General features: G+C 70.5%; 23 protein-coding genes. 10 read left to right on the forward strand and 13 right to left on the reverse strand.

Annotation, left to right across the window (positions count from 1 at the left end; genetic code table 11):
* Positions 1-31 precede the first annotated feature (31 nt).
* Genes GF068_RS22170 through GF068_RS22190 form a run of 5 tightly spaced genes read right to left on the reverse strand, consistent with a single transcriptional unit; the run spans position 32 to position 6096 of the window.
* The gene (locus GF068_RS22170) at positions 32-964 is read right to left on the reverse strand and encodes a formylglycine-generating enzyme family protein (RefSeq protein ID WP_338046507.1); all 933 of its coding nucleotides are present in this window, start codon (positions 962-964) and stop codon (positions 32-34) included.
* Positions 951-2486, reverse strand: a complete 1536-nt coding sequence (locus tag GF068_RS22175; RefSeq protein ID WP_153821436.1) for a carboxypeptidase-like regulatory domain-containing protein — start codon at positions 2484-2486, stop codon at positions 951-953. Before GF068_RS22175 ends, GF068_RS22170 begins: the two co-directional genes overlap by 14 nt.
* Positions 2483-3325: a zinc ribbon domain-containing protein gene (locus GF068_RS22180; protein ID WP_153821437.1), complete on the reverse strand. Its 843-nt coding sequence runs from the start codon at positions 3323-3325 to the stop codon at positions 2483-2485. Before GF068_RS22180 ends, GF068_RS22175 begins: the two co-directional genes overlap by 4 nt.
* Positions 3322-3861: a cytochrome c-type biogenesis protein gene (locus GF068_RS22185; RefSeq protein ID WP_153821438.1), complete on the reverse strand. Its 540-nt coding sequence runs from the start codon at positions 3859-3861 to the stop codon at positions 3322-3324. The genes GF068_RS22180 and GF068_RS22185 overlap by 4 nt, the downstream gene beginning before the upstream one ends.
* Positions 3862-3867: 6 nt before the next feature.
* Positions 3868-6096: a heme lyase CcmF/NrfE family subunit gene (locus GF068_RS22190; RefSeq protein ID WP_153821439.1), complete on the reverse strand. Its 2229-nt coding sequence runs from the start codon at positions 6094-6096 to the stop codon at positions 3868-3870.
* 169 nt (positions 6097-6265) lie between these two features.
* Here GF068_RS22190 and GF068_RS22195 point away from each other — a divergent pair, with 169 nt between their 5' ends.
* Together GF068_RS22195 and GF068_RS22200 are read left to right on the forward strand one after the other, a co-directional pair.
* Entirely contained in the window at positions 6266-7525 is a 1260-nt protein-coding gene (locus GF068_RS22195; protein ID WP_153821440.1) for a LeuA family protein, read from the forward strand.
* Positions 7526-7648: 123 nt separating this feature from the next.
* On the forward strand, positions 7649-10606 hold the full coding sequence (locus GF068_RS22200) for a carboxypeptidase regulatory-like domain-containing protein (RefSeq protein ID WP_153821441.1): 2958 nt from the start codon (positions 7649-7651) through the stop codon (positions 10604-10606).
* On the opposite strand, the gene GF068_RS22205 is transcribed toward GF068_RS22200, so the two are convergent.
* Positions 10607-11002, reverse strand: a complete 396-nt coding sequence (locus GF068_RS22205; RefSeq protein WP_153821442.1) for a hypothetical protein — start codon at positions 11000-11002, stop codon at positions 10607-10609.
* A 205-nt stretch (positions 11003-11207) separates the two neighbouring features.
* Here GF068_RS22205 and GF068_RS22210 point away from each other — a divergent pair, with 205 nt between their 5' ends.
* Both GF068_RS22210 and GF068_RS22215 read left to right on the forward strand, forming a co-directional pair.
* Complete coding sequence (locus GF068_RS22210) at positions 11208-11963, forward strand: HAD family hydrolase (RefSeq protein ID WP_338046508.1); 756 nt, start codon at positions 11208-11210, stop codon at positions 11961-11963.
* The gene (locus tag GF068_RS22215; protein ID WP_153821444.1) at positions 11960-13291 is read left to right on the forward strand and encodes a hypothetical protein; all 1332 of its coding nucleotides are present in this window, start codon (positions 11960-11962) and stop codon (positions 13289-13291) included. Before GF068_RS22210 ends, GF068_RS22215 begins: the two co-directional genes overlap by 4 nt.
* Here the strand turns inward: GF068_RS22215 and GF068_RS22220 are convergent.
* The gene (locus GF068_RS22220; protein WP_153821445.1) at positions 13288-13728 is read right to left on the reverse strand and encodes an acyl-CoA thioesterase; all 441 of its coding nucleotides are present in this window, start codon (positions 13726-13728) and stop codon (positions 13288-13290) included. The genes GF068_RS22215 and GF068_RS22220 overlap by 4 nt on opposite strands.
* A gap of 551 nt (positions 13729-14279) precedes the next feature.
* Here GF068_RS22220 and hpt point away from each other — a divergent pair.
* Entirely contained in the window at positions 14280-14807 is a 528-nt protein-coding gene (gene hpt / locus GF068_RS22225) for a hypoxanthine phosphoribosyltransferase (RefSeq protein ID WP_153821446.1), read from the forward strand.
* Positions 14804-15121, forward strand: coding sequence for a tetratricopeptide repeat protein (locus GF068_RS22230; RefSeq protein ID WP_338046509.1), 318 nt, complete (start codon positions 14804-14806; stop codon positions 15119-15121). Before hpt ends, GF068_RS22230 begins: the two co-directional genes overlap by 4 nt.
* On the opposite strand, the gene GF068_RS22235 is transcribed toward GF068_RS22230, so the two are convergent.
* From GF068_RS22235 to GF068_RS22245, 3 genes are read right to left on the reverse strand one after another with little or no spacing between them, the layout of a single operon-like run.
* A complete protein-coding gene (locus GF068_RS22235; protein WP_153821447.1) occupies positions 15088-16575 on the reverse strand; it encodes a replication-associated recombination protein A in 1488 nt (495 codons plus the stop codon). The genes GF068_RS22230 and GF068_RS22235 overlap by 34 nt on opposite strands.
* 3 nt (positions 16576-16578) lie before the next feature.
* Positions 16579-17103, reverse strand: coding sequence for a TlpA family protein disulfide reductase (locus tag GF068_RS22240; protein WP_153821448.1), 525 nt, complete (start codon positions 17101-17103; stop codon positions 16579-16581).
* Between the two features lie 37 nt (positions 17104-17140).
* The gene (locus GF068_RS22245) at positions 17141-17833 is read right to left on the reverse strand and encodes a YggS family pyridoxal phosphate-dependent enzyme (RefSeq protein ID WP_338046510.1); all 693 of its coding nucleotides are present in this window, start codon (positions 17831-17833) and stop codon (positions 17141-17143) included.
* A gap of 174 nt (positions 17834-18007) precedes the next feature.
* Between GF068_RS22245 and GF068_RS22250 the strand changes: the two genes are divergently transcribed.
* Positions 18008-18373 carry a hypothetical protein gene (locus tag GF068_RS22250; protein ID WP_206079515.1) on the forward strand — a complete coding sequence of 122 codons (366 nt, stop codon included), beginning with the start codon at positions 18008-18010 and terminating at the stop codon, positions 18371-18373.
* Positions 18374-18416: 43 nt separating this feature from the next.
* Here the strand turns inward: GF068_RS22250 and GF068_RS22255 are convergent, their stop codons facing one another.
* Both GF068_RS22255 and GF068_RS22260 read right to left on the reverse strand, forming a co-directional pair.
* On the reverse strand, positions 18417-18920 hold the full coding sequence (locus tag GF068_RS22255) for a cyclic nucleotide-binding domain-containing protein (protein ID WP_153821449.1): 504 nt from the start codon (positions 18918-18920) through the stop codon (positions 18417-18419).
* 42 nt (positions 18921-18962) lie between these two features.
* Positions 18963-19412, reverse strand: coding sequence for a GNAT family N-acetyltransferase (locus GF068_RS22260; RefSeq protein WP_338046511.1), 450 nt, complete (start codon positions 19410-19412; stop codon positions 18963-18965).
* A gap of 92 nt (positions 19413-19504) precedes the next feature.
* On the opposite strand from GF068_RS22260, the gene rpe reads away from it, so the two are divergent.
* From rpe to GF068_RS22275, 3 genes are read left to right on the forward strand one after another with little or no spacing between them, the layout of a single operon-like run.
* Complete coding sequence (gene rpe, locus GF068_RS22265; protein ID WP_338046512.1) at positions 19505-20230, forward strand: ribulose-phosphate 3-epimerase; 726 nt, start codon at positions 19505-19507, stop codon at positions 20228-20230.
* Positions 20227-21606, forward strand: a complete 1380-nt coding sequence (locus GF068_RS22270) for a hypothetical protein (protein WP_153821450.1) — start codon at positions 20227-20229, stop codon at positions 21604-21606. The genes rpe and GF068_RS22270 overlap by 4 nt, the downstream gene beginning before the upstream one ends.
* Complete coding sequence (locus GF068_RS22275; RefSeq protein ID WP_153821451.1) at positions 21603-22541, forward strand: PLP-dependent cysteine synthase family protein; 939 nt, start codon at positions 21603-21605, stop codon at positions 22539-22541. Before GF068_RS22270 ends, GF068_RS22275 begins: the two co-directional genes overlap by 4 nt.
* Here the strand turns inward: GF068_RS22275 and GF068_RS22280 are convergent.
* Entirely contained in the window at positions 22538-23371 is an 834-nt protein-coding gene (locus GF068_RS22280; protein WP_153821452.1) for an amidohydrolase family protein, read from the reverse strand. The two genes, GF068_RS22275 and GF068_RS22280, sit on opposite strands and share 4 nt — an antisense overlap.
* Positions 23372-23390: the final 19 nt, after the last annotated feature.

The raw sequence follows: 23390 nt of genomic DNA on the forward strand, positions 1-23390 counted from the left end.
ACGAGGCCCATGATCGCGAAAGGAGCACGATTCAGCGCGCAAGGGCGCCGCCCTCGGCCGCCGCCGCGAACGGATACACACACCGGAAGCCCACCTCGGCCGATCGCGTGCTCGCCGCGATCTCCAGGCGATTCCAGCTCCGGAGCGCGCTCGCCGCGCCGTCCCCGAACGACCCGCCCCGCGCCTCGGCGAGCTCTGGCCCCACAGCCTCGCTCGTCCTCGGCGCGGCCCACTCGGCCACGTTGCCGGCGAGATCGTGCGCGCCCTCGGGGGAAGCGCCGTCCGGGTGCGAGCCCGCGACCTCGGGCCCCGTCGCGCCCGCGCCGCAAGGCCCGCCCACGAGCCCCCACGCCGCCCGCCGACAAACCGCCCCCGTGTCGCCCCAGGCGTACCGCCGCCCCTTGGCGCCGGCCGCCGCGAAGGCGAGCTCCTCCGGCGTCGGCACCATGCCCCCGGCCCAGGCGCAAAACGCCCGCGCCTCGGCCAGCGTGACCCGCGAGAGCGCGCGGCCAGGCTCCTCCGACAGCGGCACGGGCGCGCAGGCGGACGCGGCCACGCAGGCCGCATAACGCGCCTCCGTGACCTCGTAGGCGTCGATCGCGAACGCCTCCATCGTGACCACGCGCGGCGTCACCTGACCTTGCGCCTCCCAGTCACTCGGCCCGATCCGCAAGACGCCCGCCTCGATCGGCGTCGCCCGCGGGCGCGCGACGCACCCTGCCTCCGTCACGACGAGCCCCTCGGCGCACCGCGCCGGCTTGCCCACGCAACGATCGCCCGCGAGCGTTTGTCCCTCGCCGCAACACCGCGCCCCGAGCGGGACCATCCCTCTGGCGCACCGGGCCGGCGGCGCGCTTCGATCCCGCGCCACGATCACCACGGCGAGGGCGAGCCCGATCGAGAGGGCGGCGAGGCCGATCGTCCGGACGAACGGCCTCGCCTTGCGCGCTTCAGGCCGAGCCACCCTCGCCGCGGGCCTCCGGCCTCGGTCGTCGCGCCTCGCCGCGCTCGCGCCTCCGCATCTCGGCGCGCGCGGCCTTCACCTCGTCGAGGCGCGCCTCGATCCGCGCGAGCGCGTCGAGCAACGCGGCCTTGAGCCGGCCGTACGTCTTGGGCCCGATGTCGCCCTTCTTGTGCGCCTTCTCCAGCGCGACGAACTCGCCGAGCAGCGCCTCGCGTGCCTCGATCAGATCGTCCTTCGCCTCGTCGGGCACCGCGCCCTCGGCGCGCTGCCGGATCGTGTACGCCGCGGCGAGCCCTGCCGCCGAGAGCGCGACGAGCAGCGCGATCCACCGCGTGATGCTCGGCACGGGCAGGCCCGTGATGGTGACGTCGAGCGCGCGGATCCCGCGCTCGCCTTGCATCGCCTGACGCATCGTCACCATCACCTTGCGGCCGTCGCGACCCGTCTGGCGTTGCGCCTCGGGGAAGCCGGCGACCTGAAGGCCCATGGTCTTGTTCGCCTCGGAGAAGATCCGCACCTCGCCGACGCGCGGCGGCAGCTCCACGCGGAAGGTTTGTCGGTCCTTGCCTTCGAGCGGGATCTGGTAGCTGAACGACGCCTCGTGCCTCCCGGGCGCGATCGTGCCGCTGAGCCACGGGCCCTTGCCGGCCTCGTCGACGAACCGGACGTCGGTCATGCCGTCGGGGATGCGGAAGGCCTCGTAACCCTCGGGCAAATTCACCTGCGCGGCGCCCTTGCCCGGCACCCACGCGACCTTGCCGATGTTGAACACGTTGAACAGGTGCTCCACCCGCAACACGCCTTCGCGCAGCGACACGAACACGAAGGCCTGCTTGCCGACGAGCGCGTTGTTCACGTCGTCGGTCGCCTCGTACGCGTGCAGGACGACGCGCTTGCCTGCCTTGTCGGAGAGCGCGAAGGGCTGCGTCGCGTACGTCCCGAGCCCGCGCTGCGTGGTCACGCGGTAACTCGTCCCGGCGCCGACCGCGAGCCCGTCGAGCCGCGCCGAGCCTTCGGCGTCGGTCGTCACCTCGCGCCGCTCGCGTTTGTCGCCCTGGGCCACGCTGCTCTTCAGGATGCCGATGATCGCGGTCGCGTTCGGGATCGGCCGATCCTCGGCGTCCTTGATCGTGAAGACCATCGTCCCCGGCGGCAGCGCTTGATCCTCGACGGCCGTGTCGGGCGGCGGCTCGAAGAACCCGCTATTGCCGCGGCGCGCCTCTCCATGTGGGTTCGCCCCGTGCGGATTCGCGCCGTGATCGTGCGGATCCGCCTCCGCGCCCTCGCCGACGCTCGGGTGCCCCGGCGGCAGCTCGCCGACGCCTGGATGCCCCTCCGGCAGCGGCCCGGCGGCCTTCCCCGCGTCGCTTGCGCCCGCGTCACCTGCGCCCGCGTCACTCGCGCCTGCGTCGGGTTTGTCCCCGCCTGCGGCCGTCGCCACGTGGGGCAGCGAGATCGCCGCCGTCGCGACGGTCAGGGCCAGGCCGACGATCCCGAGGCGCTTTCGTCGAATCGCGCTCACGACGCCTCCGCCTCCTCGTCGGCCTTCTTCGCCTCGCTTGTCTCTCCCGCGGGCTCGGGCGCGGCCACGCGCGCCCCGCACTTCTTGCAGAACAATGCGTCCTCGTCGTTCATCGTGCCGCACGCGTCACACGCGCGCTCGGCGGCCGCCTCGTCGTCGCTCGCCGCCGCGGGCCTCTTCGCCTTCTTCTTTTTCTTCGCCTTGCGCGGGGCCTCGACGACCTCTTCCTTCACCGGCTCCGGCGCCTCGGCGACCTCGTCGGTCTCGGCCGCCTCGTGTGTCGCCTCGGCCTCGGCCTCGTCCTCGTCGTCGGATTCGTCCTGCTCGACGTCGAGCAGGCCGAGCTGCTTCAGGCGCCTTTGCACGAGCGCCTCGGCCCGCTCGCGGCCGGGCGCTGCTTGCTGGTCGAGGGCCTGGAGCAGGCGCTTCGCTTCGGCGCGGTACTTCGCGACGAGGGTGCGATAGTCCTCCTCGCTGATCTTGCCGACGCTGCGCTCGAACTCGAGGTCCTTCAGCGCGCGGATCACGGCGCGCTTCTGCTCCTCCTCGGCGCGGGGCGGCGCGCCGATCGCGTAGGCGTCGGCGCCGGAGAGCGGCGTCTCGCCGAGCAGCGTGCGCAAGCTCGCCCAGAACGACGCGATCACCGTCACGAGCACGCCCGCCGCGAGCACCAGGAACGCCGTGGACACGTCGACGAACAGGCCACCGAGCAGCGCGAGGAAGACCGTCACCGCCGGAAGACCGAGCTTCACGGCGTCCGCGATCTTGCGCTCGAGATCCTGGTCGACGCTCGGGGGCTCCGCTCCGGCGCGTTTTTCCGTCTTGGTCTCGGAGCTCATTCGTCGTCGAGGTCCTTCAGCTCCTGATCGAGCCTGTCGTCGTAGGCGTCACGCTTCTCGTTCTTGATCGGGCCCTTCGCGCCCGCGCGCGCGGCTGCGAGGCCGCGGCGTTGCCAGCGGCGCAGGACGAAGAACACGAGCCCGGCGCCGCCCACGATCGACACGACCGGCACGGCCCAGAGCGCGCGGCTCGCCCCCTGGTTGCGCGGCACCGCGAGCGACTTCGAGCCGTACTGCGAGACGTAGATGTCCTGCACCTGCTCGACGGTCTTGCCCTCGGCGAGCAGCTCGCGCAGCGCGGTGCGGCGCTGATGGGCGATGTCGCAGGGGCAGGTGCCGAGCGTCTCGCGCGGGCAGCCGCAGGTGCAGATGAGGCTCCAGAAGAGCTGGCGCTCGGTCTCGTTCTGGATCGAAACGGTCCCGGTGCCGCCCGTGTGTTGACCGTGCGCGAGCTGCGGGACGAAGGTCAGCCACGCCGCGGCGATGGCCGCCGCGGTGAGGAGCGCGAGGTGGAGCGGGGTTCGTCGAGTCGTCATTCGGTGTTACTTGGCGGGAGCGAGGGCGGCGCCGAGGGCAGGCGCGGGGGAGGGCGCTTCGATCGTCGGCGCGGGCGGGGCGCGCGAGCCGTTTGTCCCGCCGTAGGCGAGCGAGGGGCCGCCCGCGAGCAGCAGGGCGAAGATGACCGAGGTCGCGACCGAGGCCGCGGCGCGGATGTAGCCGAACGCGCCCGCCTCCTCCAGCGCGACGTCGGGCCACATCGACAACATCGCGCCGAGGATCAGGATGCCCACGCCGATCCAGATGAAGTTCACGAGCGGGTTCACGTGGAACTGGAACGCCGCGACCTTCGTCGTCGGGTTGACCATTCCTACGATCACGTAGAGATCGTCGCGGATGGTCATGTGCTTGGCGACCTCGGTCGAGGGCTGATCGGCGCCGGTCTTGTAGATGAACTTCGCCGGCGTCACGCGGCCGATCGGCTTGCCCTGACGCGTCACCTCGAGGTCGGCGAAGATCGCGCGTTTCTCGTTGTCGACCTCCATGCGCGTGCCGAGGTACTTGATGTCGTAGTACTCGACCTGGGCCGACTCGCCCGGCGACATGCTGAGCTCCTTGTCGACGCCCCACGAGCGGCCCGTGAAGCCGAGGAACATGAGCGCGATGCCCACGTGCACGACGTAGCCGCCGTACCGACGGCGCGACTTCGCCACGAGGTTGAAGAGCGAGCTGAACAGGCCCTCGCCGCTCTTGCTCCGCTGCCGCGCCGCGACGCCGCGGTAGAACTCCTGCACGACCACGGTGATGTTGAACGCGACGAGCATCACCGTGATGAACGGCAGCTTGCCCGAGGTCCAGGCGAGCACGCGGCCGAGCGTGCCCTCGTAGATCGGCGCGGCGTCGTAGAAGGCCGGGTAGCCGACGCGCTTGCCGAGCGCGAGGTGCAAGACGCCGACGACGAGCATCACCGCCACGGGCCAGCGGAAGCTCTTCAGGAAGAGCTCCGGGCTCGTCTTGCGCCAGCCGAGCAGCGGAGCCGCGCCCATGAGGAAGAAGATCACGAGCGCGAGCGGCGGGATCCAGGTGTTGTAGAACGTCGGCCCGAGCGTCGACTCCTGGTTGAGCAGCCACTCGCTGATGCGCGGCCAGGTCGTCGCCGTCGCGATGAAGATCGTGAGGCTCAGGAGGCCCCAGTTGTTCAGCACGAACGCGGTCTCGCGCGAGAGCACGGACTCGAAGACGCCGTCGCTGCGCAGCTTCGGCAGGCGGTAGACGATGAGCCCGAGGCTCGTCGCGGCGATGACGCCCATGTACCAGACGAAGAAGATGCCGATGCCGGACTGCGCGAAGGAGTGCACGCTGGAGATCAGGCCCGAGCGCGTGAGGAACGTGCCGAAGATCGTGAGGAAAAACGTCGCGCAGATCAGGAAGACGTTCCAGACCTTCAGCATCCCGCGACGCTCCTGGATCATCGTCGAGTGCACGTAGGCGCTCGCCGTGAGCCACGGCAAAAACGCCGCGTTCTCCACGGGATCCCAGGCCCAGTAGCCGCCCCAGCCGAGCTCCTCGTAGGCCCAGAGCATGCCGAGCGCGTTGCCGATCGAGAGGAAGAGCCAGGCGAAGAGCATCCACTTGCGCGTCGCCACGATCCACTCGTTGTCGAGCCGGCCGGTGGCGAGCGCCGCGATCGCGAAGGCGAAGGGGATCGCCGAGCTCGTGAACCCGACGTACAGGCTCGGCGGGTGGATGATCATGTAGAAGTTGCGGAGCTGGTAGTTCAGCCCCTGCCCGTCGACGGGCGCGCCGCCCGCGCTCGTGGCGAAGGGGTTCGCCGCGAAGATCATGAGGATCGCGAAGAAGCCGATGATGGTCATCAGCGTCGCGATCACGAAGGGCTGGAGCGCGAGGTATTTGCGCCGGAGCCAGACCACGCAGCCCGCGGTGAAGCCGGACGTGAGGAAGAGCCACCAGAGGAGCGACCCGTCCTGCCCGCCCCAGAGGGCCGCGACGAGGTAGGGCGTGGTCATCGAGCGGTCGCTGTATCGAGCGACGTAGCTGATGCGGAAATCGTGGCTGACGAAGGCGAACGCGAGGACGAGGACCGAGAGGCCGACGAGCGCGACGGTGCCGTACGCGCCGAGCCGAGCGGCCTGCAGCAGGCGCGGCCTGCCGGTGCTCGAGGCGAGCGCGACGGCGAACGTGTACGCCGCGGCGATCAGGATGGCGTAAAGAACGCCGGTTCCGAACTCGGGGAGCGATTGCCAGATCGACATGGCGGGGGCCAGAGCTTAGGCCGGCCACGCGCCGGGGGCCACGTCGACGCGCCCTATTTCCCGAGGACGCCTCGTCGGCGCTTCATGGGGGAGAGCGACCGAGACGACGCGCGGCGGCAAATACGCGTCCCCTCGTCCGACGGGAGCGAACGCGCTTATACTCTTGCGCATGAGCGCCACGCCCGACTTCCGATCCGACGACCTCATCTACGACTGGAACGAGATCGGCCGCAAAGGGCGCCTGATTCCCCGGGACGTCACGTTCTTCGACGAGACCTTGCGCGACGGGCTGCAGAACCCCTCCGTCGCGGACCCGAACATCGAGCAAAAGCTGAAGCTGATTCACCTGATGTCCAAGATCGGCATTCATGTCGCGGACATCGGCTTGCCCGGCAGCTCCAAGCGCGCGTTCGACGACGTCCTGCGCATGTGCCGCGAGATCACGGACAACCGCTTGCCGCTCGGCGTGGCGTGCGCGGGTCGGACCGTGGTCTCCGACATCACCCCGATGATCGAGATCTCCCAGCGCGCCGGGATCCCGGTCGAGGTCTACTGCTTCATCGGCTCGAGCCCGATCCGCCAGCTCGCCGAGGACTGGGACCTCGACACGATCGTCAAGCGCAGCGCCGAGGCGATCGACGTCGCGGTGAAGGCGGGCCTGCCCGTCGCGTACGTCACGGAAGACACGACGCGCTCGCGGCCGGACATGCTGGCGACGTTGTTCAAGATGGCGATCGATCACGGCGCGTCGCGGCTGTGCCTCTGCGACACGGTGGGTCACGCGACGCCGGACGGCGTGCGCAACCTGATCGCGTTCACGAAGTCGATCATCGCGGGCCACGGCGCGGACGGGAAGGTGCGTATCGACTGGCACGGGCACAACGATCGTGGTCTCGCGCTGGAGAACGCGCTCTGGGCGCTGGAGTTCGGGGCGGACCGGGTGCACGGCACGGCGCTCGGGATCGGCGAGCGCGTGGGCAACGCGGCGATGGAGCTCATCCTGCTCAACCTGAAGCTGCTCGGGTTGCTCGAGCACCAGGACCTCACGCACATGCTGGACTACTGCAACACGGCGGCGGAGGCGGTGGGCTGGCAGATCCCGATCAACTACCCGCTCGTGGGCCGCGACGCGTTCCGCACGGCGACGGGTGTACACGCGGCGGCGATCATCAAGGCGCAAGGCAAGGGCGACGCGTGGCTCGCGGACCGGATCTACTCGGGCGTGCCCGCGGGGATGTTCGGGCGAAAGCAGGAGATCTGCGTGGGCTACATGTCCGGGGCGAGCAACGTGAACTTCTGGCTGCGGCAGCGGAGGATCGAGCCGTCGAAGGAGCTCGTGGAGGCGATCCTGAAGAAGGCCAAGGGGTCGAGCCACATCCTTTCGGACGAGGAGATCCTGGCGGTCGTCGACGAGATGAAGGCGCGTTAGGTCGCGGGACCTTCGGGGACGATGTGGAACATCGATCGGGGAGGTGGCGGGACCTGCGTCCTCCCATAACCCCCGCCCTTTGCCGCTGGTCCCCTCCCGCCACCCGCGCTAGCAAAAAGCGACGTGAGCTCCTTGCCCCCCGCTCCGAGGCCGACGCGCGCTGCGCGGATCGTCGCGCTGCTCGCGGCGCTCGTGAGCCTGCTCTACGTCGCGGGGCTCTTCGATACGCGGCTCACGGGCCTCGACCTCGTCATGCAGGCGCCCGCGCTTCCCGCGGCGCTCACCACCCGCGACGCCGACCTGCGCGTCGCCCTCGTCGACGAGCACGATCAACCGCTGCCAGGCGCGTTCGTGCGCCTCTTCTCGATCCAGAACGGCACCACCTACTTCGCTGGCGAGGCGAGCGCAGGCGAGGACGGCGTCGCCTCGCTCGAAGCCATGCCGCGCGGCGAAGCGTGGCTGCTCGCGTACGGCGAGGGGCGCGCCCGAGGGTCCGTTCGGGTCGTGCTCGGGCCCGGCGAGCGTGTCGTCAGGCTGGTGCTCCAGCCAGCCGCCGCCGTCGATGTCGTCGTCGTCGACGAGGCGGAACAACCGTTCCCCGGCGCGAAGATCACCGTCACGGGCGCAGATCCGCTCCCCTACGTCGCCGTCACCGGCGCGGATGGGCGCGCGCGGATCGATCGGCTGGGACAAGGTCCCTTCTCGGTGCGCGCGTCGGGCCGCGGGTACGACGACGTCGTGCGGACGGGCGTGATGCCAGGCCCGATCCCCGTGCGGATCAAGCTCGAGCGCCTCGGCGCGTTCGAGGTCCTCGTCGTCAACGCCGACGGCTCCCCCGCGCCTTACGCGCGCGTGCTCTGCGGAGGCGCGAGCCTCTGGCCCGCGCGCAGCACGGTCGCCGACGCGAACGGCATCGCGCGGATCGTGGGCCTGCGGCGCGGCGGGTACGACCTCAAGGCCGAGCTCGGCGAGCGCGTGAGCCAGACCGAGCTCGGCGTCGAGATCGAGCGGGCCGCGCAGAAACAAGTGAAGCTCGTCCTCGGCCCGGGCCGGCGGATCACGGTGACGGTCACCGACGGCGAGGGCGAGAACGCGCCACCCGTGAAAGAGGCGAGCGTCGTGCTCGTCGAGGAGGGGCTGAGCCCGTTCCCGATCCACGGCCGCACCGACGCAAAAGGCGTCGTCGTGCTCGGGCCGATCACGCTCGGCTACGCCACCGTCAGCGCGCGCGCGCCGGGCTTCGTGCCTCGCAGCGCCGTGCCCGTGGACGATGAGGCCACCGAGGTGCGCGTCTCGCTCCTGCGCGGCGGCGCGCTCGTCGGCGAGGTCGTTGATGATCGAGGCTTCCCCGTCGGCGGCGCGACGATCGAGGTCGTCGGCGTGGACATCGAGGGCATGCCGATCGACGAGACCAGCGCGATGGCCGAGTTCCGCGAGGATCACTTCGACCTCGCTTTGCCCGGCCCGCTGCCGCTCCTGCCCATCGGCGAGCTCGGCGTGATGCCGGGCCCCATCCCCGACCTGCCACGCGCCGGCGGCTTCGCCGCGACCTCCCTCGGCAGTGGCGGCGACCCCTGGGTGACGCGATCCGACGGCGAGTTCCGCGCCGAGCCCATCCCGCCCGGCCGCGTACACGCCATCGTCCGCCACCCCGATTACGTCGAGGCCGAGAGCGAGACCGTCACCATCGTCTCTGGCGGCGAGGCGCGCGTGAAGGTCGTGCTGCATCAAGGCGGCTCGCTCGAAGGCCGCGTCGTCGACGCCGATCACCGCCCCGTCTCGGGCGCGCGGGTCGAGCTCGCCGCGGCCGTGGGCACGCTCGAGCGCGTCACGTACACCGACGACAGCGGCACCTTCGCGTTTGGCGCCGTCCCGGACGAGGTCCTGATCAGCGTGGCGCGGCCCGAGACGCCGTCCGACGTCGCGGCGCGGCTCATCGTCGAGATCCCCGACAACGAGCGCAAGGAGGTCGAGATCGTCCTGCCGCGCCAGCGCGACGCCGTCCTCGTGCACGTCACCGACGATCGCGGTTATGCGCTCGATCGCGTCGAGGTGCGCGCCGTCTCGCTCGACCCCACGGTCCCGCTCCGGCGCACGCTCTTCACGGACGACGACGGCGACGTGGAGATCCCCGACGCCGCGGGCTTGCCGCTGCGCTTCGTGCTCTCGCGGCCGAGCAAGGCGCCGCTCGTGCAGGAGGTCGAGATCACGCCGGCCAAACTCACGTACGAGCTCGCCGAGGGCATCACGGCGAAGGGCGAGGTCACGGGGCGCGACGGGCGCGAGCGCGTCGAGGGGGCCGAGGTCGTCGTCTACACGGACGCGGGCGTGCGCCGCGCGCGCAGCGACGCCGAGGGCGCGTTCGAGGTGAAGGACCTCGCGCCGGGCCGCGTGCGGATCGTCGCGTCGCACGCGGACTTCGCGACCGGCGAGAAGATCACCACGGTCGCGCCCGCGCCGAGCCGCGAGGTGGATCTCGGGGCGGTGGACCTCGCCGAGGCGGGTGAGGTCGAGGGCACGGTGATCGATCCGAACGACGAACCCGTCGTGGGCGCGCGTGTGGCGTTCGGGATGGTGCCGACGTACCTGCCGCTCGGCCCGCTGCCGCGTGGGGTCGTCAGCACGGATCGCGAGGGCCGGTTCAAGCTCGCGGGTGTGCCGGAGGGCGAGGCGACGATCGAGGCGTATTCGTCGGATCTCGGGCGCGCTGCGACAACGGTGAAAGTGCGCGCGGGCAGGAGCACGTCACGCGTGGACATCACGCTGCCGGGGGAGGGCAGCGCGAGCGGCGAGGCGAAGGGCGCGGGCAGCATCGCGCTGACGCTCGGCGAGCGGACCGAGCGCGGGGCGAAGGTGATCGTGGTCGTGATGGTGCCGCCGAACGGCGAGGCCGAGCTCGCGGGCGTGGAGCCGGGGGACAAGCTGCTCGAGGTGAACGGCAAGCAGGTGCGGACGATCGAGGACGCGCGAAGGCGCATCTCGGGGCCGCTCGCCGAGGACGTGGTGCTGACGCTCGTGCCGGAGGGGGAAGGGGAGAAGCCGCGGAGGCTGCGGGTCCGGCGGGAGCGGGTGCGGCGGTAGCTAGTTCCGCACGGCCTTCACGAGCACGATCTCCCGACCGTCCCCGATCTTCCACCGCATCTGCCCCTCGCCGACGAGCTGCAGCTCCGCCTCGTCGCGCCCGCCCTCCTCGCGGAGGAAGCTCACGAGCACGCGGTCGCCGTTCGCCTCGGTCACGCGGAACGCGCCGGTGCGCGGGGATTCGGCCGGGATCGTCACGGTCACCTTGCTCCCGGCGAACTCGAATGCCGTGCCCTTCACCCAGCCCATGGCCTTGGCGAGGTGCGGCTCCGGCACGTTTTCGATCGACTCTCCGAGCCATCGCCCTTGCAGCCGGTCCTTCGGCGTCTTGCCGCAACCCGACGCAGACAGGGCGACGACCAAAAGGGCGAGGGCCGTCTTCTTGGAAAAACGCATGGGCCTCCGGCCGACGACCCAAAGCCGCGCTCTCCACGCGCGCGCCAGGTCCGCCGGCTGGTCCAAACGTTAAGGGAGCCTGGATCCAGGGGCCAACAAATGTAGGAGATCAGGCGACAATGTGCCGCGCTGAAGGTGCGTCCCTCACGGACACCACCCGAGGGGGCTGGACAAGCGCCCTCGACCTGCGCAAAGGCTACCGCCGGTGGGAGAGCTCTTCACGCATCGCAGGCTCGGTGAGGTCGAACGCAAGCGGCTGCTCCGCGAGGTGCTGGACCGGGTGCGGGATCCGTCCGGGTGCGCGAAGGTCGTCGTCTTCGACCTCGACGGCACGATCATGGACAACCGGCCGCGGGTCGTCGCCATCCTGCACGAGCTCGCCGAGGTCTGGCGCGCGCGGCACCCGAACGAGGCCACCGCGCTCGCCGCCGCCACCGTCGACGACGTGGTCTACGGCATCGTCGACACCATGCGCCGCATCGGCGTGAGCGAACCCACGCTCCACGAAGAGGGCTTCCGCTTCTGGCGCGAGCGCTTCTTCCAGGACCCGCACCTTCGCCACGACACCGAGACCCCCGGGGCGGGCGCCTTCGTGCGCGCCTGTTACGACGCGGGCGCGATCGTCGTGTACCTGACGGGCCGCGACCTGCCCAACATGGCCCTCGGCTCCTTCGCGAGCCTGCGCGACCTCGGCTTCCCCATCGGCGTCGTCGGCGCCGAGCTCGTCGTCAAGCCCGACTTCGATACACCCGACGCCGTCTTCAAGCGAGAGGTCGCGCCTGCGCTCCTTCGGCTCGGCGAGGTCGTCGCGGTCTTCGACAACGAGCCGGCGAACTGTAACCTGTTCCTGGAGATCCACCCCGCGGCGACGGCGGTCTTCGTGGACACGCAATACGCCCCCGATCCGCCGCCGCTCGATCCACGCGTCCACGTGATCCACTCCTTCGAGCTCGAGCCATGAAACTGCCCGTCGCGCTCGCCCTGCTCCTGCCGGCCGCCCTCGTCGCTTGTGAGGCGCCGCCGGGTTCGTCCTCTTCGTCCACGTCCGCGTCCGACGCCGCGAGCCCGAACGCGAGCATCCTGCCCGCGCCGCTCGCCACCGAGGCCGACGAGCCCACGGACGCTGGCCCGCCTGACGGCGCGCCGATCGGCCTTTTGGCCGACCCCTCGGGCCGGCTCATCGTGCCGGACGCGGGCCCGCCGCCGCCGGGGGTCTTGCGCGGCGACGAGGCGATCGCCGCCGAGGCGCCGGCCTCGAAGGACCTCGCGGGCGCCACGCTCGAGGCCGTCTTCCGCCTGCGCGACGTCCCGCCCGCGCCCCGCGCGCCCGAGGTCTCGCAGGACGGCATCAAGGCCGCGGCGGAGCTCACGGCGCCGAAGTGGAAGATCGACCTCACCGACACGGGCCGCATGCGGATCGAGTTCGCCTCGCGGGCGATGCCGCTGCCCAAGCGCTCGGAGATCCGCGCGCGCGCCGATCGGTACGGCCACGTCGTGCTCTGGCCCGACGCGACCGACTACCGCGTCGTGCCGCCCGGGGCGCTTCGTACGGTGCTCGGCGAGCGACGCGTCGACGTCACGCCGCTCTCGCCCGGCGTCGCGCGTCCGCTCGGCGACGGCAAGCGGCTGCAGCTCGCGACGCGCAAGGTGGAGATCACCTCGAGCCTCGGCTCGGTGCGGCTCGAGCTCGGCAAGTCCGCGGAGATCGGCGAGGGCGGCGCGCTTCTCTGCCGCGCGCTCGTGGAGATCGTCGGCGTCGATCCGCGCACGTCGGTTTGTCAGAGCGGCGAGGTGCCGCTCGCGGCGGCGTACACGTGGCAGGACGGCGGCGGCATCGACTTCGAGGTCACGACGTTGACGCGCCGCACGGACATCCCGACGAACGAGACGCTCGTGCCGCCGCCTGGATCGGCGTACCAGGCGAGTGGCCTTCCGACCTCGCCGGGCGGCGTGTTCCTCACGCGCGACGAGGTCGCCGCGTTCCGCACCGGGGTGCCGCAGGGCCTTGGTCCGAGCACGGATCCGCTCGCGCCGGGTGAGGGGTTCATCGCGGTGAACGCGTCCGACATGCTCGCGTACGTGCTCGTGGACGGCGTGCCCGTGGTGGCGGTCCCGCCGAACGATCAGCGTTACGTGATCGGCACGGCGCGGGGCCGCTACGTGATCCAGTGGCGCACGTTCCTCGGTGATCGCATCGGCCCGTCGAGCACGATCGACATGCCGGCGCGGCTCTCGTTCGGCGAGGCGCCGGACGCGGGCGCGCCGGACGCGGGCGGGACCTCGAACTAGACCGTCTCGGGGCTACGAAACACGGCGGCGATCTCGGGCGGCAAGCGCTTCGGCGCGAGCTCGTTGCCCACGCACGCGAGCAGCGTCTCGCCCTCGCAGATCACGTCGGCGCCGCGGACGATGCGGTAGCTGAAGCGCACGGTCACGCGCGAGACCTCGGCGCACGTCGTCTCCACGACGAGCGTCTCGTCGAAGCGCGCGGCCTTGCGGTAGCGGAGCTTGGCCTCGACGACGGGCAGGTGGATGCCCATCTCGACCCACTTCTCGTAGGAGATGCCGCGGCGGTGGAGCCAGTCGACGCGGCCGGCTTCGAAGTAGGTGAGGTAGTTGGCGTGGTGCACGATGCCCATGAGGTCCGTCTCGCAGAAGCGGACGGAGAGGGTCATGCGGCTCGTGAGGTGGGCGGGGGGCGGCTGTTTTTGGTCGGGGGCGGCCATCACAAGACGTTGCCGGCCGGCGGCGGGTGCATGAAGGGTCGCCGGAGGGTGAGAGGGGCGGAGGACGGTACGATGGGAGGGGGCAGGGTGTAAAGGCACGCGCCGCGGCGCCCCGGGGCCTCGCCGGCGGCGGCGAATGCCCATCGTCATCCGGCCGGGAGGCCATCGTCATCCGGCCTGGAGGCCATCGTCATCCGGCCGGGAGGCCATCGGCAAACGCCGTCGTCATCACGTCGGGACGCGGTCGTCATCACGTTGGGACGCCGTCGTCATCACGGAGAGCGGTCTCGTCATCACGTCGGGACGCGGTCGTCATCACGGATGACCGGTCTCGTCATCCCGAAAAAGCCCCGTTGTCACCCGCCCATCGATCCTCGCAACGCCTCCCGGAACGCCCGCACGGCTTGGCTCTGGCTCGGCGATTCGAGGAAGCTCTGGAGTAGCCCGAGATCGAGCTCCGGCAAGAGAACGCTCCGAAGAACCCACCGGGAGCGAGCTCCCCCCACGTCCACCTAGGCGCCCCGCTCTGCCGGTGCTACCTCGCGCCCTCGATGGCCACCAACGTCTCCACGATGATCGACTCCGACCGCATCGCCCAGCGCGTCCGCGAGCTCGGCGCCGAGATCACGCGCGACTACGTCGGGCGCAACCTCGTCCTCGTCTGCGTCCTCAAGGGCAGCTTCGTCTTCACCTCCGACCTCGTGCGCCACATCGATCTGCCGATGCGCGTCGAGTTCCTCGGCGTGCGCAGCTACGGCGAGGACACCAAGTCCTCCGGCGTCGTGCAAATCACCCACGACCTCACCAAGCCCGTCGAGGGCGACGACGTCCTCGTCGTGGAGGACATCGTCGACACGGGCCTCACGATCGCGCACCTGCTCGACCTGCTCCGCACGCGCAAGCCCGCGAGCGTGAAGGTCTGCTCGCTCCTGCACAAGCCCGCGCGCACGCGCATCCAGGTGCCGATCGACTACCTGGGCTTCACGATCGAAGACAAGTTCGTCGTGGGCTACGGGCTCGACTGGGCCGAGCGTTACCGCAACCTGCCGTATATCGGCCTCGTGGAGTCGTCGTCGTGAGCAAGCGCCTCGCGGCCCTGGAGAGCATGATCCAGAAGGGGTCGAAGGATCCCTTCGCCTGGTACGCGCTCGCGCTGGAGTACGCAGGGGCCGATCGGATCGACGATGCGCTCCGCACGTTCACCACGCTGCGCGACATGGATGCCGGCTACGTGCCGCAGTACCTGATGTGCGGGCAGATGCTCGTGAAGGCGGGGCGCGTGGACGCAGGGCGCGAGTGGCTCGAGGAGGGCGTCACGCGGGCGCGCGCCAAGGGTGATTCGCACGCGCTGTCGGAGATTCAGTCGGCTTTGTCGGCGCTCGACGACGACTGAGGCTTCGGTTCGTCAGAGCCGTCTGCGCTCTCTTTCCTCTCGTCGGACGACTCCCTCACCCCCATCCCCTCTCCCTCTCGGGAGAGGGGAGGAGATTGTTGCGCGCGGATCCATCGCACGCGCTCGGCGATCACCTTCTCGTAGCCGCGCTCGGTGGGCTCGTAGAAGCGCGTCCCGGCGATCGCGTCGGGCAGGTACGTCTCGCCCCACGCGACGCCGCCGCTCTCGTCGTGCGCGTGGCGGTATCCCGCGGCGTAACCCTCGCGCTTCATGAGGCCCGTCACCGCGTTGCGCAGCTTCATCGGCACGGGAAGGCTGCCCCGCTCGCGCACGACCTCCTGCGCCGCCTTCCACGCGGCGTTGCACGCGTTCGACTTGGGCGCGCACGCCAGGTAGATCGCCGCCTGCGAGAGGAAGTAGATGCCCTCCGGCATCCCCACCCGCTGGAACGCCGCGTCCGCCGCCACGGCCACGTCGAGCGCGCGCGGGTCGGCGTTGCCCACGTCCTCGCTCGCGAAGATCATCATGCGCCGCAAGAGGAACAGCGGATCGTCGCCCGCCTCGAGCATGCGCATCAACCAGTAGATCGCCGCGTCCGGATCCGAGCCGCGCATCGACTTGATGAACGCGCTGACGACGTTGTAGTGCTCTTCCCCCGCCTTGTCGTAGAGCAGCGTCTTCTGCCCGCTCGTCTGCACCACGTCCTCACGCGTGACACTCGCACGCCCTTCACGCTTCGCCTCGTCGGCCGCGATCTCCAGCGTCGTCAGCGCCCTGCGCGCATCACCACCCGCGAGCTTCGCGATCGCCTCGATCGCCTCCTCGTCGGCGCCGATCGATCCCGCGAGACCCTCCTGCGATTCGAGCGCGCGGCGGAGCAGCTCCGTGATCCCCTTCTCGTCGAGCAGGTTCAGCCGGAAGACGCGGCAGCGCGAGAGCAGCGGCGCGTTCACGGCGAACGAGGGGTTCTCCGTGGTCGCGCCGATCAGCGTGATCGTCCCGTCCTCCACGTGCGGCAAAAACGCGTCCTGCTGCGCGCGGTTGAAGCGGTGGATCTCGTCGACGAAGAGGATCGTCCTCTTGCCCTCGTACGCGCGCGCCTCCTTCGCCGCGGCCATCACGACGCGTAGCTCCGGGATGCCGCCGAGCACCGCGTTGAACGGGACGAACCGCGCGCGCGTCGACTCCGCCACGATCCGCGCGAGCGTCGTCTTGCCCGATCCCGGCGGCCCCCAGAGGATCATCGACGGCACACGATCGGCGGCGATCGCATGCGCGAGCAGCTTGCCCTCGCCGACGAGGTGGGATTGCCCCACGAGGTCCGAGAGCGCGCGTGGTCGCATCCGCTCGGCCAGCGGCACGAGCTCGGCGAGCTTCGGATCACGCTTCAGCGCGGCCTCGAAGAGCGTCGGGCCGGCCTCCTTGTCGCCGCGGCTGCTCCTCCGCGCCGTCATGCTTCACCGGTCCATCAGCGCGATCACCGCGCGCCGGATGCTCGACGGATCACGCCCCACGAAGCGCACCGTGCCCGATCTGTCGACCACGAACGTGATGGGCACGCTCGACACGTCGAACGCGTACTGCAGCCGATGCCCGAAGTCGTAGACGATCGGGAACGACACCCCGAACGCCTCGGCCCCTCGCGCAGCGTCCTCCTCGTGGTCGTCGACGCTCACGCCGACGACCACGAGCCCCTCGGCGCGCCTGTCCTGATACAGCGCCTCGAGCGCGGGCATCGTCTGCTGACACGAGCCGCACCACGACGCCCAGAAGTCGATCACGGTCACGTGTGTGCGGAGCGTGCCCGGCACGTCGACCGAACGCTCGTCGATCGCGGTCTCGTGGAACGGCGGCGACGCCGCGCCGAGCAGCGGATGGCCCATCGACGCAGGCAGGGCCGGCGCGCAACCGAGGAGGCCGATCGCCCCCACGCAAGCGAACACGCGAGGAGCGAACAGGCTGAAATGAAGGCAGCCGCGCATGATGATGGGAGACTCTAGGTCGCCTCTCCGGAGAAGGCTATCGCGCGCCGAAGATGGCCGTCCCCACGCGGACGATCGTCGCGCCCTCCTCGATCGCCACGTGGAAATCGTGGGACATGCCCATCGAGAGCTCGGGCAAGAGCGCGGGGGCCTCGAGCGTGTCGCGCAGCGCGCGCAGCCGCGCGAAGTACGGGCGGACGGCCTCGGGATCTTCGAGGTAGGGCGGGATCGCCATGAGCCCCACGACCCGCAGATGCTCGGCGCGCCGCGCCGCTTCGAGCAGCGCAGGCACGGCCTCGGGCGCGCATCCGGCCTTCGACGCCTCGCCGCCCACGTTCACCTCGAGCAACACGTCGAGCGTCCGCCCGAGCGCGCCCGCGCGTCGATCGAGCTCGGTCGCGAGCTCCTCGCGGTCGACCGTGTGGATCACGCTCGCCACGCTCGCCGCTTGTCTCGCCTTGTTGCGCTGGAGCGCGCCGATGAAGTGAAACCGCAGCTCCGCGAGGTCCGCGAGCAGCGCGGCCTTCTGCGCCATCTCCTGCACGTAGTTCTCGCCGAAGTCGCGTTGACCGGCGGCGTACGCCTCGCGGATCACCTCGGGCGGCTTGGTCTTCGACACCGCGACGAGGCGCACGGCGGTCGGGCTCCGCCCAGCTCGGATCGCTGCTTCGTCGATGCGCGCTCGTACGGCGGCGAGGCGCGTGGAGATCGTGCCGTCTTGCTCGTTCACGGGGCCTCACGATACCGCGCCTCCCGCCCCTCGCGAGCGGCGGACCTGTGCCAGACGCGAGCGCGATCCGGGCGTCCGGGGACGTGCCAGGCTGTGCCGAAATCGAGCCCAGTTCCATCGTGGAAACGACGATCCTCGACGTGGCATGATGGTTGCGGCACAACGTCCTCAGCCATGCGAAAGCTTTTTGTCCTCTTTGTCGTCACGGGCTTCGCCATCTCGGCGTGTACCTTCAACCCGCAGCCGGATCCGCCTGGAGCCAACGAGACCGCAGGCACCGCGGGCGCGGGCGGGGGCAACGCGACGGGCGCAGGCGGCGCGGGCGGCTTCTCGACGGACGGCGGCGACGCAGGTCCGGGCACCGGTGGTGAAGGCGGCGACAGCGGCCTGCCCGGCTCCGGGGGCGGCGGTGAGGGCGGCGGCGCTGGCGGCGAAGGCGGCGGCGGCGGCGAAGGTGGCGCCGGCGGCGCTGGTGGCGGCGGCGGCGCCGGTGGTTTTGGTGGCGCCGGCGGCGGCGAAGGTGGCTCCGGCTCCAAGTAGCGGCGCGTCGTCGAAGCCGAAGGAGCTGGCTCCCGCGCGGGAGTCAGCTCCGGTTTGGCCGCGTGTACTCGTCGATCACGTTCGCCACGAGCTCGGCGAGCAGGTTGTCGCAGACCCGCAGGCGACGCGACATCTCGCGCGCGATGTTGAGCACGAGCAGCGAGTAGGCGCGCAGGTCGCGCCGGTAGAGCGAGTCGAGGTCGTGCGCGGTGATCCGCAAGAGCCTCGAAGGCGCCACGGCGCGCACCGTCGCCGAGCGCGGCAGCACGTCGAGGATCGACATCTCGCCGAACCAGTCGCCGGGCCCGAGCACGGCCACGCGTGTGTCGTGCTTGCGCTTCGAGTGCTTCAAGACCTCCATCTCGCCGTCGAGCAAGACGAACATCTCGCGACCGCTGTCGCCCTCGCGGAACACCACCGATCCAGGCGTGAGCTCGATCATCCCGAGCGAGCCCGAGAGGTCGTTCAAGACCTCGTCGCCGAGCCCGCCGAAGAGGCCGATCTCCCGCAACCGTTCGGTACCCTGGAAGCCGAGATTCAGAGACATACGCCCTAGGTCGTGCTCACGATGACGCGGTCTGGCGAAAGATCAACGAGCGGTGAGCTCCTTCGTGAACACGATCCGCTGTCTGCCCGGGCCGGCGTAGTCCTCGACCTGGGCCTTCGTCCAGCCGAGGGCGTCGTGGAAGCGCACCGAGCCCTCGTTTCCGAGCGTGGTGATCGCCTTCATCATGCGGCAACCCGTCGCTTGGCAGTCGGCCTCGAACGCGGTGTAGAGCAGGCGCGCGACGCCGCGGCGCCGGTAGTCCGGATGGATGCCGACGATGTGCACGTACCCGACCGGCCCGTCGGGCGCGATGAACCCGAACAGGAAGCCCACGAGCTGATCGTCGTGCTCCACCACCCGCGCGAGCTTGCCGAGCTCGTAGAAGAAGATCGGGTGCGCGAGCGCGCTCGTGGGGCCGCCCCACCAGCGGTCGATCACGCGTACGATCTCGTCGTAGTCGGACTTCTTGAGAGGTCTCGTCGTCAGCTCCACGGCGCCTCCTTCATGAGCCCGGCTCGGGCACCCCCAGCCTAGCCGCACTCGACCCGGGGACCCCACATCAAAAACATGCTAGCCGTAGCACCGTGAGCCTCGGCGCGATCCGCATCGCACCCTCGATACTTTCCGCAGATTTCGGTCGCCTCGCCGAGGAGGTCCGCGCCGTCGCGGCCGCCGGCGCCGACTGGATCCACGTCGACGTCATGGACGGGCGGTTCGTGCCAAACATCACGATCGGCCCGCTCGTCGTGCAAGCGGTCCGCGCCGCCACGACGCTGCCGATCGACGTGCACCTCATGATCGTCGAGCCCGAGAAGTACGTCGCGGATTTCGCGAAAGCCGGTGCCGACCTCATCAGCGTGCACGTGGAGGCCTCGCCGCACCTGCACCGCACCCTCCAGCAGATCCGCGCCCTCGGGAAGAAGGCCGGCGTCGTGCTCAACCCGGGCACGTCGGAGGAGGCGATCCGCTACGTGCTGCCCGACTGCGACTTCGTGCTCGTCATGAGCGTGAACCCCGGCTTCGGCGGACAGAAGTTCATCCCGAGCGCCTTGCCCAAGCTCGAAGCGCTGCGCCGCGTGATCGACGAGGAGGGCCTCGCCGTGGACCTCGAGATCGACGGCGGCGTCGCGGTCGGCACCGCGCGTGAGGTCGTCCGCGCAGGCGCGCGGGTGCTCGTCGCCGGCTCGGCCGTCTTCAACGCGGCCGCAGGCGCCGGGGAGCTCTCGTTCGACGAGCGCGTCGCGCGTTACGCCGCGGCCATCCGCGCGCTGCGCGAGGACGCGGAAAAGGGCGCAGGAGCCGCGGCGTGAAGCGCGCTCTGCTCGGCGCTTTTGCCCTCGCGCTCGCCTGTGGCTGCGGCCCCTCGCCTGCGCCTTCCCGCGCGCCAGAACCCGCGCGTTCGAGTCAGCCGCCCCCGAGTCCGCCGCGCGAGATCAACCTGGACGAGGAGAGCCAGGGCCCGCCCGACGCCGAGAGCTCGGCGGCGGTGCAGGTGATGCTCGAGCGGGTCGCGCGCGCGAGAGGCCTGCCGATCAAGCGGGCCGTGCCGGGCAAGGTCCTCGATCGCGACACGATGCTGCGCCGCATTCGCGAGACGGTCGAGGAGGACACGCCAAAGGACGCGCTCGTCGCGCAGGGCGAGTTTCTCGCCGCGCTCGACCTCGTCCCCTCCGATTACGATTTCGTCGCCGGCGCCTTCGCCCTGCTCGGCGGGCGCGTCGCGGGGTTTTACGATCCCGACGACGGCGCGATGTACCTCGCCGACGACCTCGACGAAGCCGAGGCCGCCGAGACGCTCGCCCACGAGCTCGCCCACGCCCTCGCCGATCAGACGTTCCCGCTCGCCCCGATGGTCGATTACGCGCCGGGCAAGGGGGATCGCCTCTCGGCCGTGCATTCGGTGATCGAGGGAGACGCGACGAGCGCGATGCTCGACGTCACGCTCGGCTCGGCCTTCAAGATGACCGAGGACGCGGTGCGGCTCGCGTTCGTCGCCGCCACGGCGATGAGCGACGTCGGCCAGAAGACCCCGCGCGCCATCACCGCCTCGCTCGTCGCGCCTTACATCGACGGCTTCGCCTTCATCCAGGCCCTGCGCCGCCGCGGCGACTGGGCCGCGGTCGACGAGGTCTGGCGGGCGATGCCGGAGACGACGGAGCAATTGTTACACGTGGACAAACTCCTCGCGCGTGAGCCCGCGGAGGACGTGGCGCCGCCGGTGCTCGGCGCGCTCGGGCGGCAGGGGTACAAGCCGCTCGTCGACGACGTGGTGGGCGAGCAGGGGCTGCGGATCCTGCTCGAGGACGTCGGCAGCCGCGCGGAGGCACAACGCGGCGCGGCTGGCTGGGGCGGGGATCGATTCGTGGTGGCCGCGCGCGAGGAGGGGGAGAAGCGGCTCTTCGCCGTGGCCTTCCGGCTCCGCATGGATACCGTGGCGGACGCGGCCGAGGTCGCGGCGCTGTTCGAGCGTAAATATGGCAAGGGTTGCCGCGAGCGTGACACCCTCGGCCCCGCCGCGTGGGACGCGCGCGGCCGGGACATCACGTTCGTCGCGGGCCCGTACGAGAGGAATGGGGGAAAGCCGCGGGCGCGAGGGGGCTGCGCCGATGCACTCGCGTGGTTGGGGGAGGTTTGGCAGGCCGCACCACCGAACGGCGAGGCGGGCAGCACCCGCGCGGGACGATGACGAAGACGCGGACGATCCTCGACGAGATTGGCCATACCCCCATCGTGCCGCTCAGGCGTATCGGCAAGGGCCTGCCCGTGCCGGTGTACGTCAAATGCGAGCACCTGAACCCCGGCGGCAGCATCAAGGACCGCATCGCGCGGGCGATCGTGGAGGACGCCGAGAAGCGCGGCAGCCTCAAGCCCGGCGCGACGCTCGTCGAGGCCACGGCGGGCAACACGGGCATGGGCCTCGCCCTCATGGCGGCCGTGCGGGGCTACGAGCTCGTCTGCGTGATGCCCGAGAAGATGAGCCTCGACAAACGCGCCGCGCTCTCCTCGCTCGGGGCGCGGCTCTTCATCACGCCGAACGACCCGCCGGACAGCCCCGATAATTTCCGGAACGTGGCCGAGCGGCTGGCGAAGACCGAGGGCTGGTTCTTGACCGACCAGTTCCGGAACCCGGCGAACGTCCGGGCGCACGAGGAGACGACGGGCCCGGAGATCCTGGTGTCGATGGGCCGCAAGATCGGCGCATTCGTGGCCGGCGCGGGCACGGGCGGCACGATCACGGGCGTCGGCCGATATTTGAAGCGCCTCGCGCCCGGGGTGAGGGTCGTCCTCGCCGACCCGCGCGGCTCGGTCCTCGCGCATTGGGCGGAGACGGGCGAGATCGGCCCGGACGAACCCTACCGGATGGAGGGCATCGGCGCGAGCCGGCCCCCGGAGCTGCTCGATCGGACGGTGATCGACGAGGCGATCACGGTGAGCGACGAGGACGCGTTCCTCATGACGCGACGATTGATCCGCGAGGAGGGCCTCTTCGTGGGCGCCTCCTCGGGCGCGGCCGTGGTCGCGGCGCTGCGGGTGGCGGCGAGCGGCGATCTGCAGGGCCCGGTGGTCGCGATCCTGGCCGATAGCTGGGACCGTTACTTCACCCGCGAATGGCTGCGTTAACGTAGATTGAACACCCGCCGCGCGTTCTCGCCGAGAAAGTCGGCGCGCGCCTCGTCGTCGAGCCCGAGGGTATCTAGTTTGTCAAGGCAATCCACGGGTGAGAGCATGGGCCAGTTGCTCCCGAAGAGCACCTTGCGCCGGCCGTGCCCGCGCATGAACGAGACGAGCTCGGGGGGATAGCGGCTCGGCTTGTACGCCGAGGTGTCGATGTAGACGTTCGGGTACTTGGTGGCGAGGGCGATCATCTCGTTCGTCCAGGGGTAACCGACGTGCCCGCCGACGATGCGGAGCTCGGGGAAATCGCAGGCGACCTCGTCGAGATAAGGAATGGGCCTTCCAGGCTCGCTGGGCCGGAGCGGCCCGGCGTGGCCGACCTGGAGGCAAAAGGGCACATCGAGCTCGATGCACTCGGCATAGAGGGGGTAATACCGCCTGTCATTCGGGGGCAAGCCCCAGAGCCAGGGCAGGACGCGAAGGGCGCGCATGCCGAGGGAGCGGACGGCGCGCCGGAGCTCGCGCACGGCATCCATGGGCCGAGCGAGGTCGACGGACGCGACACCCACGAGCCGATCCGGATACCGACCGACGAACGCGGCGACAAAATCGTTGTCGAGCATGGCGCCCGAAGGCCCCCACCAGGCCGACACGAGCGCGACCGAGACGGAAGCCGCCTCGAGCGCGCCAAGGGTGAACGCGTCGGGAATGACGTCCGGCACCTGATGCTCGGCGAGGCCCATCCACCGCCGCAGGGTGGCAAAGAGGGGATCGCGCAGAAATGGGCCCGTAGGATGCTGGATCCAGGTATCAACGACGAAGGCAGGCGTGTTCATGGCACCTCTCACGGCCGAG

The sequence above is a fragment of the Polyangium spumosum genome (genome assembly GCF_009649845.1).
Taxonomy (GTDB): domain Bacteria; phylum Myxococcota_A; class Polyangia; order Polyangiales; family Polyangiaceae; genus Polyangium; species Polyangium spumosum.

Bases quoted from the DNA above. Each gene is read 5' to 3' on its own strand.
- GF068_RS22180 (WP_153821437.1), bottom strand. From the start codon at position 3,325: ATGAGCTCCGAGACCAAGACGGAAAAACGCGCCGGAGCGGAGCCCCCG.
- GF068_RS22185 (WP_153821438.1), bottom strand. From the start codon at position 3,861: ATGACGACTCGACGAACCCCGCTCCACCTCGCGCTCCTCACCGCGGCG.
- GF068_RS22190 (WP_153821439.1), bottom strand. From the start codon at position 6,096: ATGTCGATCTGGCAATCGCTCCCCGAGTTCGGAACCGGCGTTCTTTAC.
- GF068_RS22195 (WP_153821440.1), top strand. From the start codon at position 6,266: ATGAGCGCCACGCCCGACTTCCGATCCGACGACCTCATCTACGACTGG.
- GF068_RS22205 (WP_153821442.1), bottom strand. From the start codon at position 11,002: ATGCGTTTTTCCAAGAAGACGGCCCTCGCCCTTTTGGTCGTCGCCCTG.
- GF068_RS22215 (WP_153821444.1), top strand. From the start codon at position 11,960: ATGAAACTGCCCGTCGCGCTCGCCCTGCTCCTGCCGGCCGCCCTCGTC.
- GF068_RS22220 (WP_153821445.1), bottom strand. From the start codon at position 13,728: ATGGCCGCCCCCGACCAAAAACAGCCGCCCCCCGCCCACCTCACGAGC.
- hpt (WP_153821446.1), top strand. From the start codon at position 14,280: ATGGCCACCAACGTCTCCACGATGATCGACTCCGACCGCATCGCCCAG.
- GF068_RS22235 (WP_153821447.1), bottom strand. From the start codon at position 16,575: ATGACGGCGCGGAGGAGCAGCCGCGGCGACAAGGAGGCCGGCCCGACG.
- GF068_RS22240 (WP_153821448.1), bottom strand. From the start codon at position 17,103: ATGCGCGGCTGCCTTCATTTCAGCCTGTTCGCTCCTCGCGTGTTCGCT.
- GF068_RS22250 (WP_206079515.1), top strand. From the start codon at position 18,008: ATGCGAAAGCTTTTTGTCCTCTTTGTCGTCACGGGCTTCGCCATCTCG.
- GF068_RS22255 (WP_153821449.1), bottom strand. From the start codon at position 18,920: ATGTCTCTGAATCTCGGCTTCCAGGGTACCGAACGGTTGCGGGAGATC.
- GF068_RS22275 (WP_153821451.1), top strand. From the start codon at position 21,603: ATGACGAAGACGCGGACGATCCTCGACGAGATTGGCCATACCCCCATC.
- GF068_RS22280 (WP_153821452.1), bottom strand. From the start codon at position 23,371: ATGAACACGCCTGCCTTCGTCGTTGATACCTGGATCCAGCATCCTACG.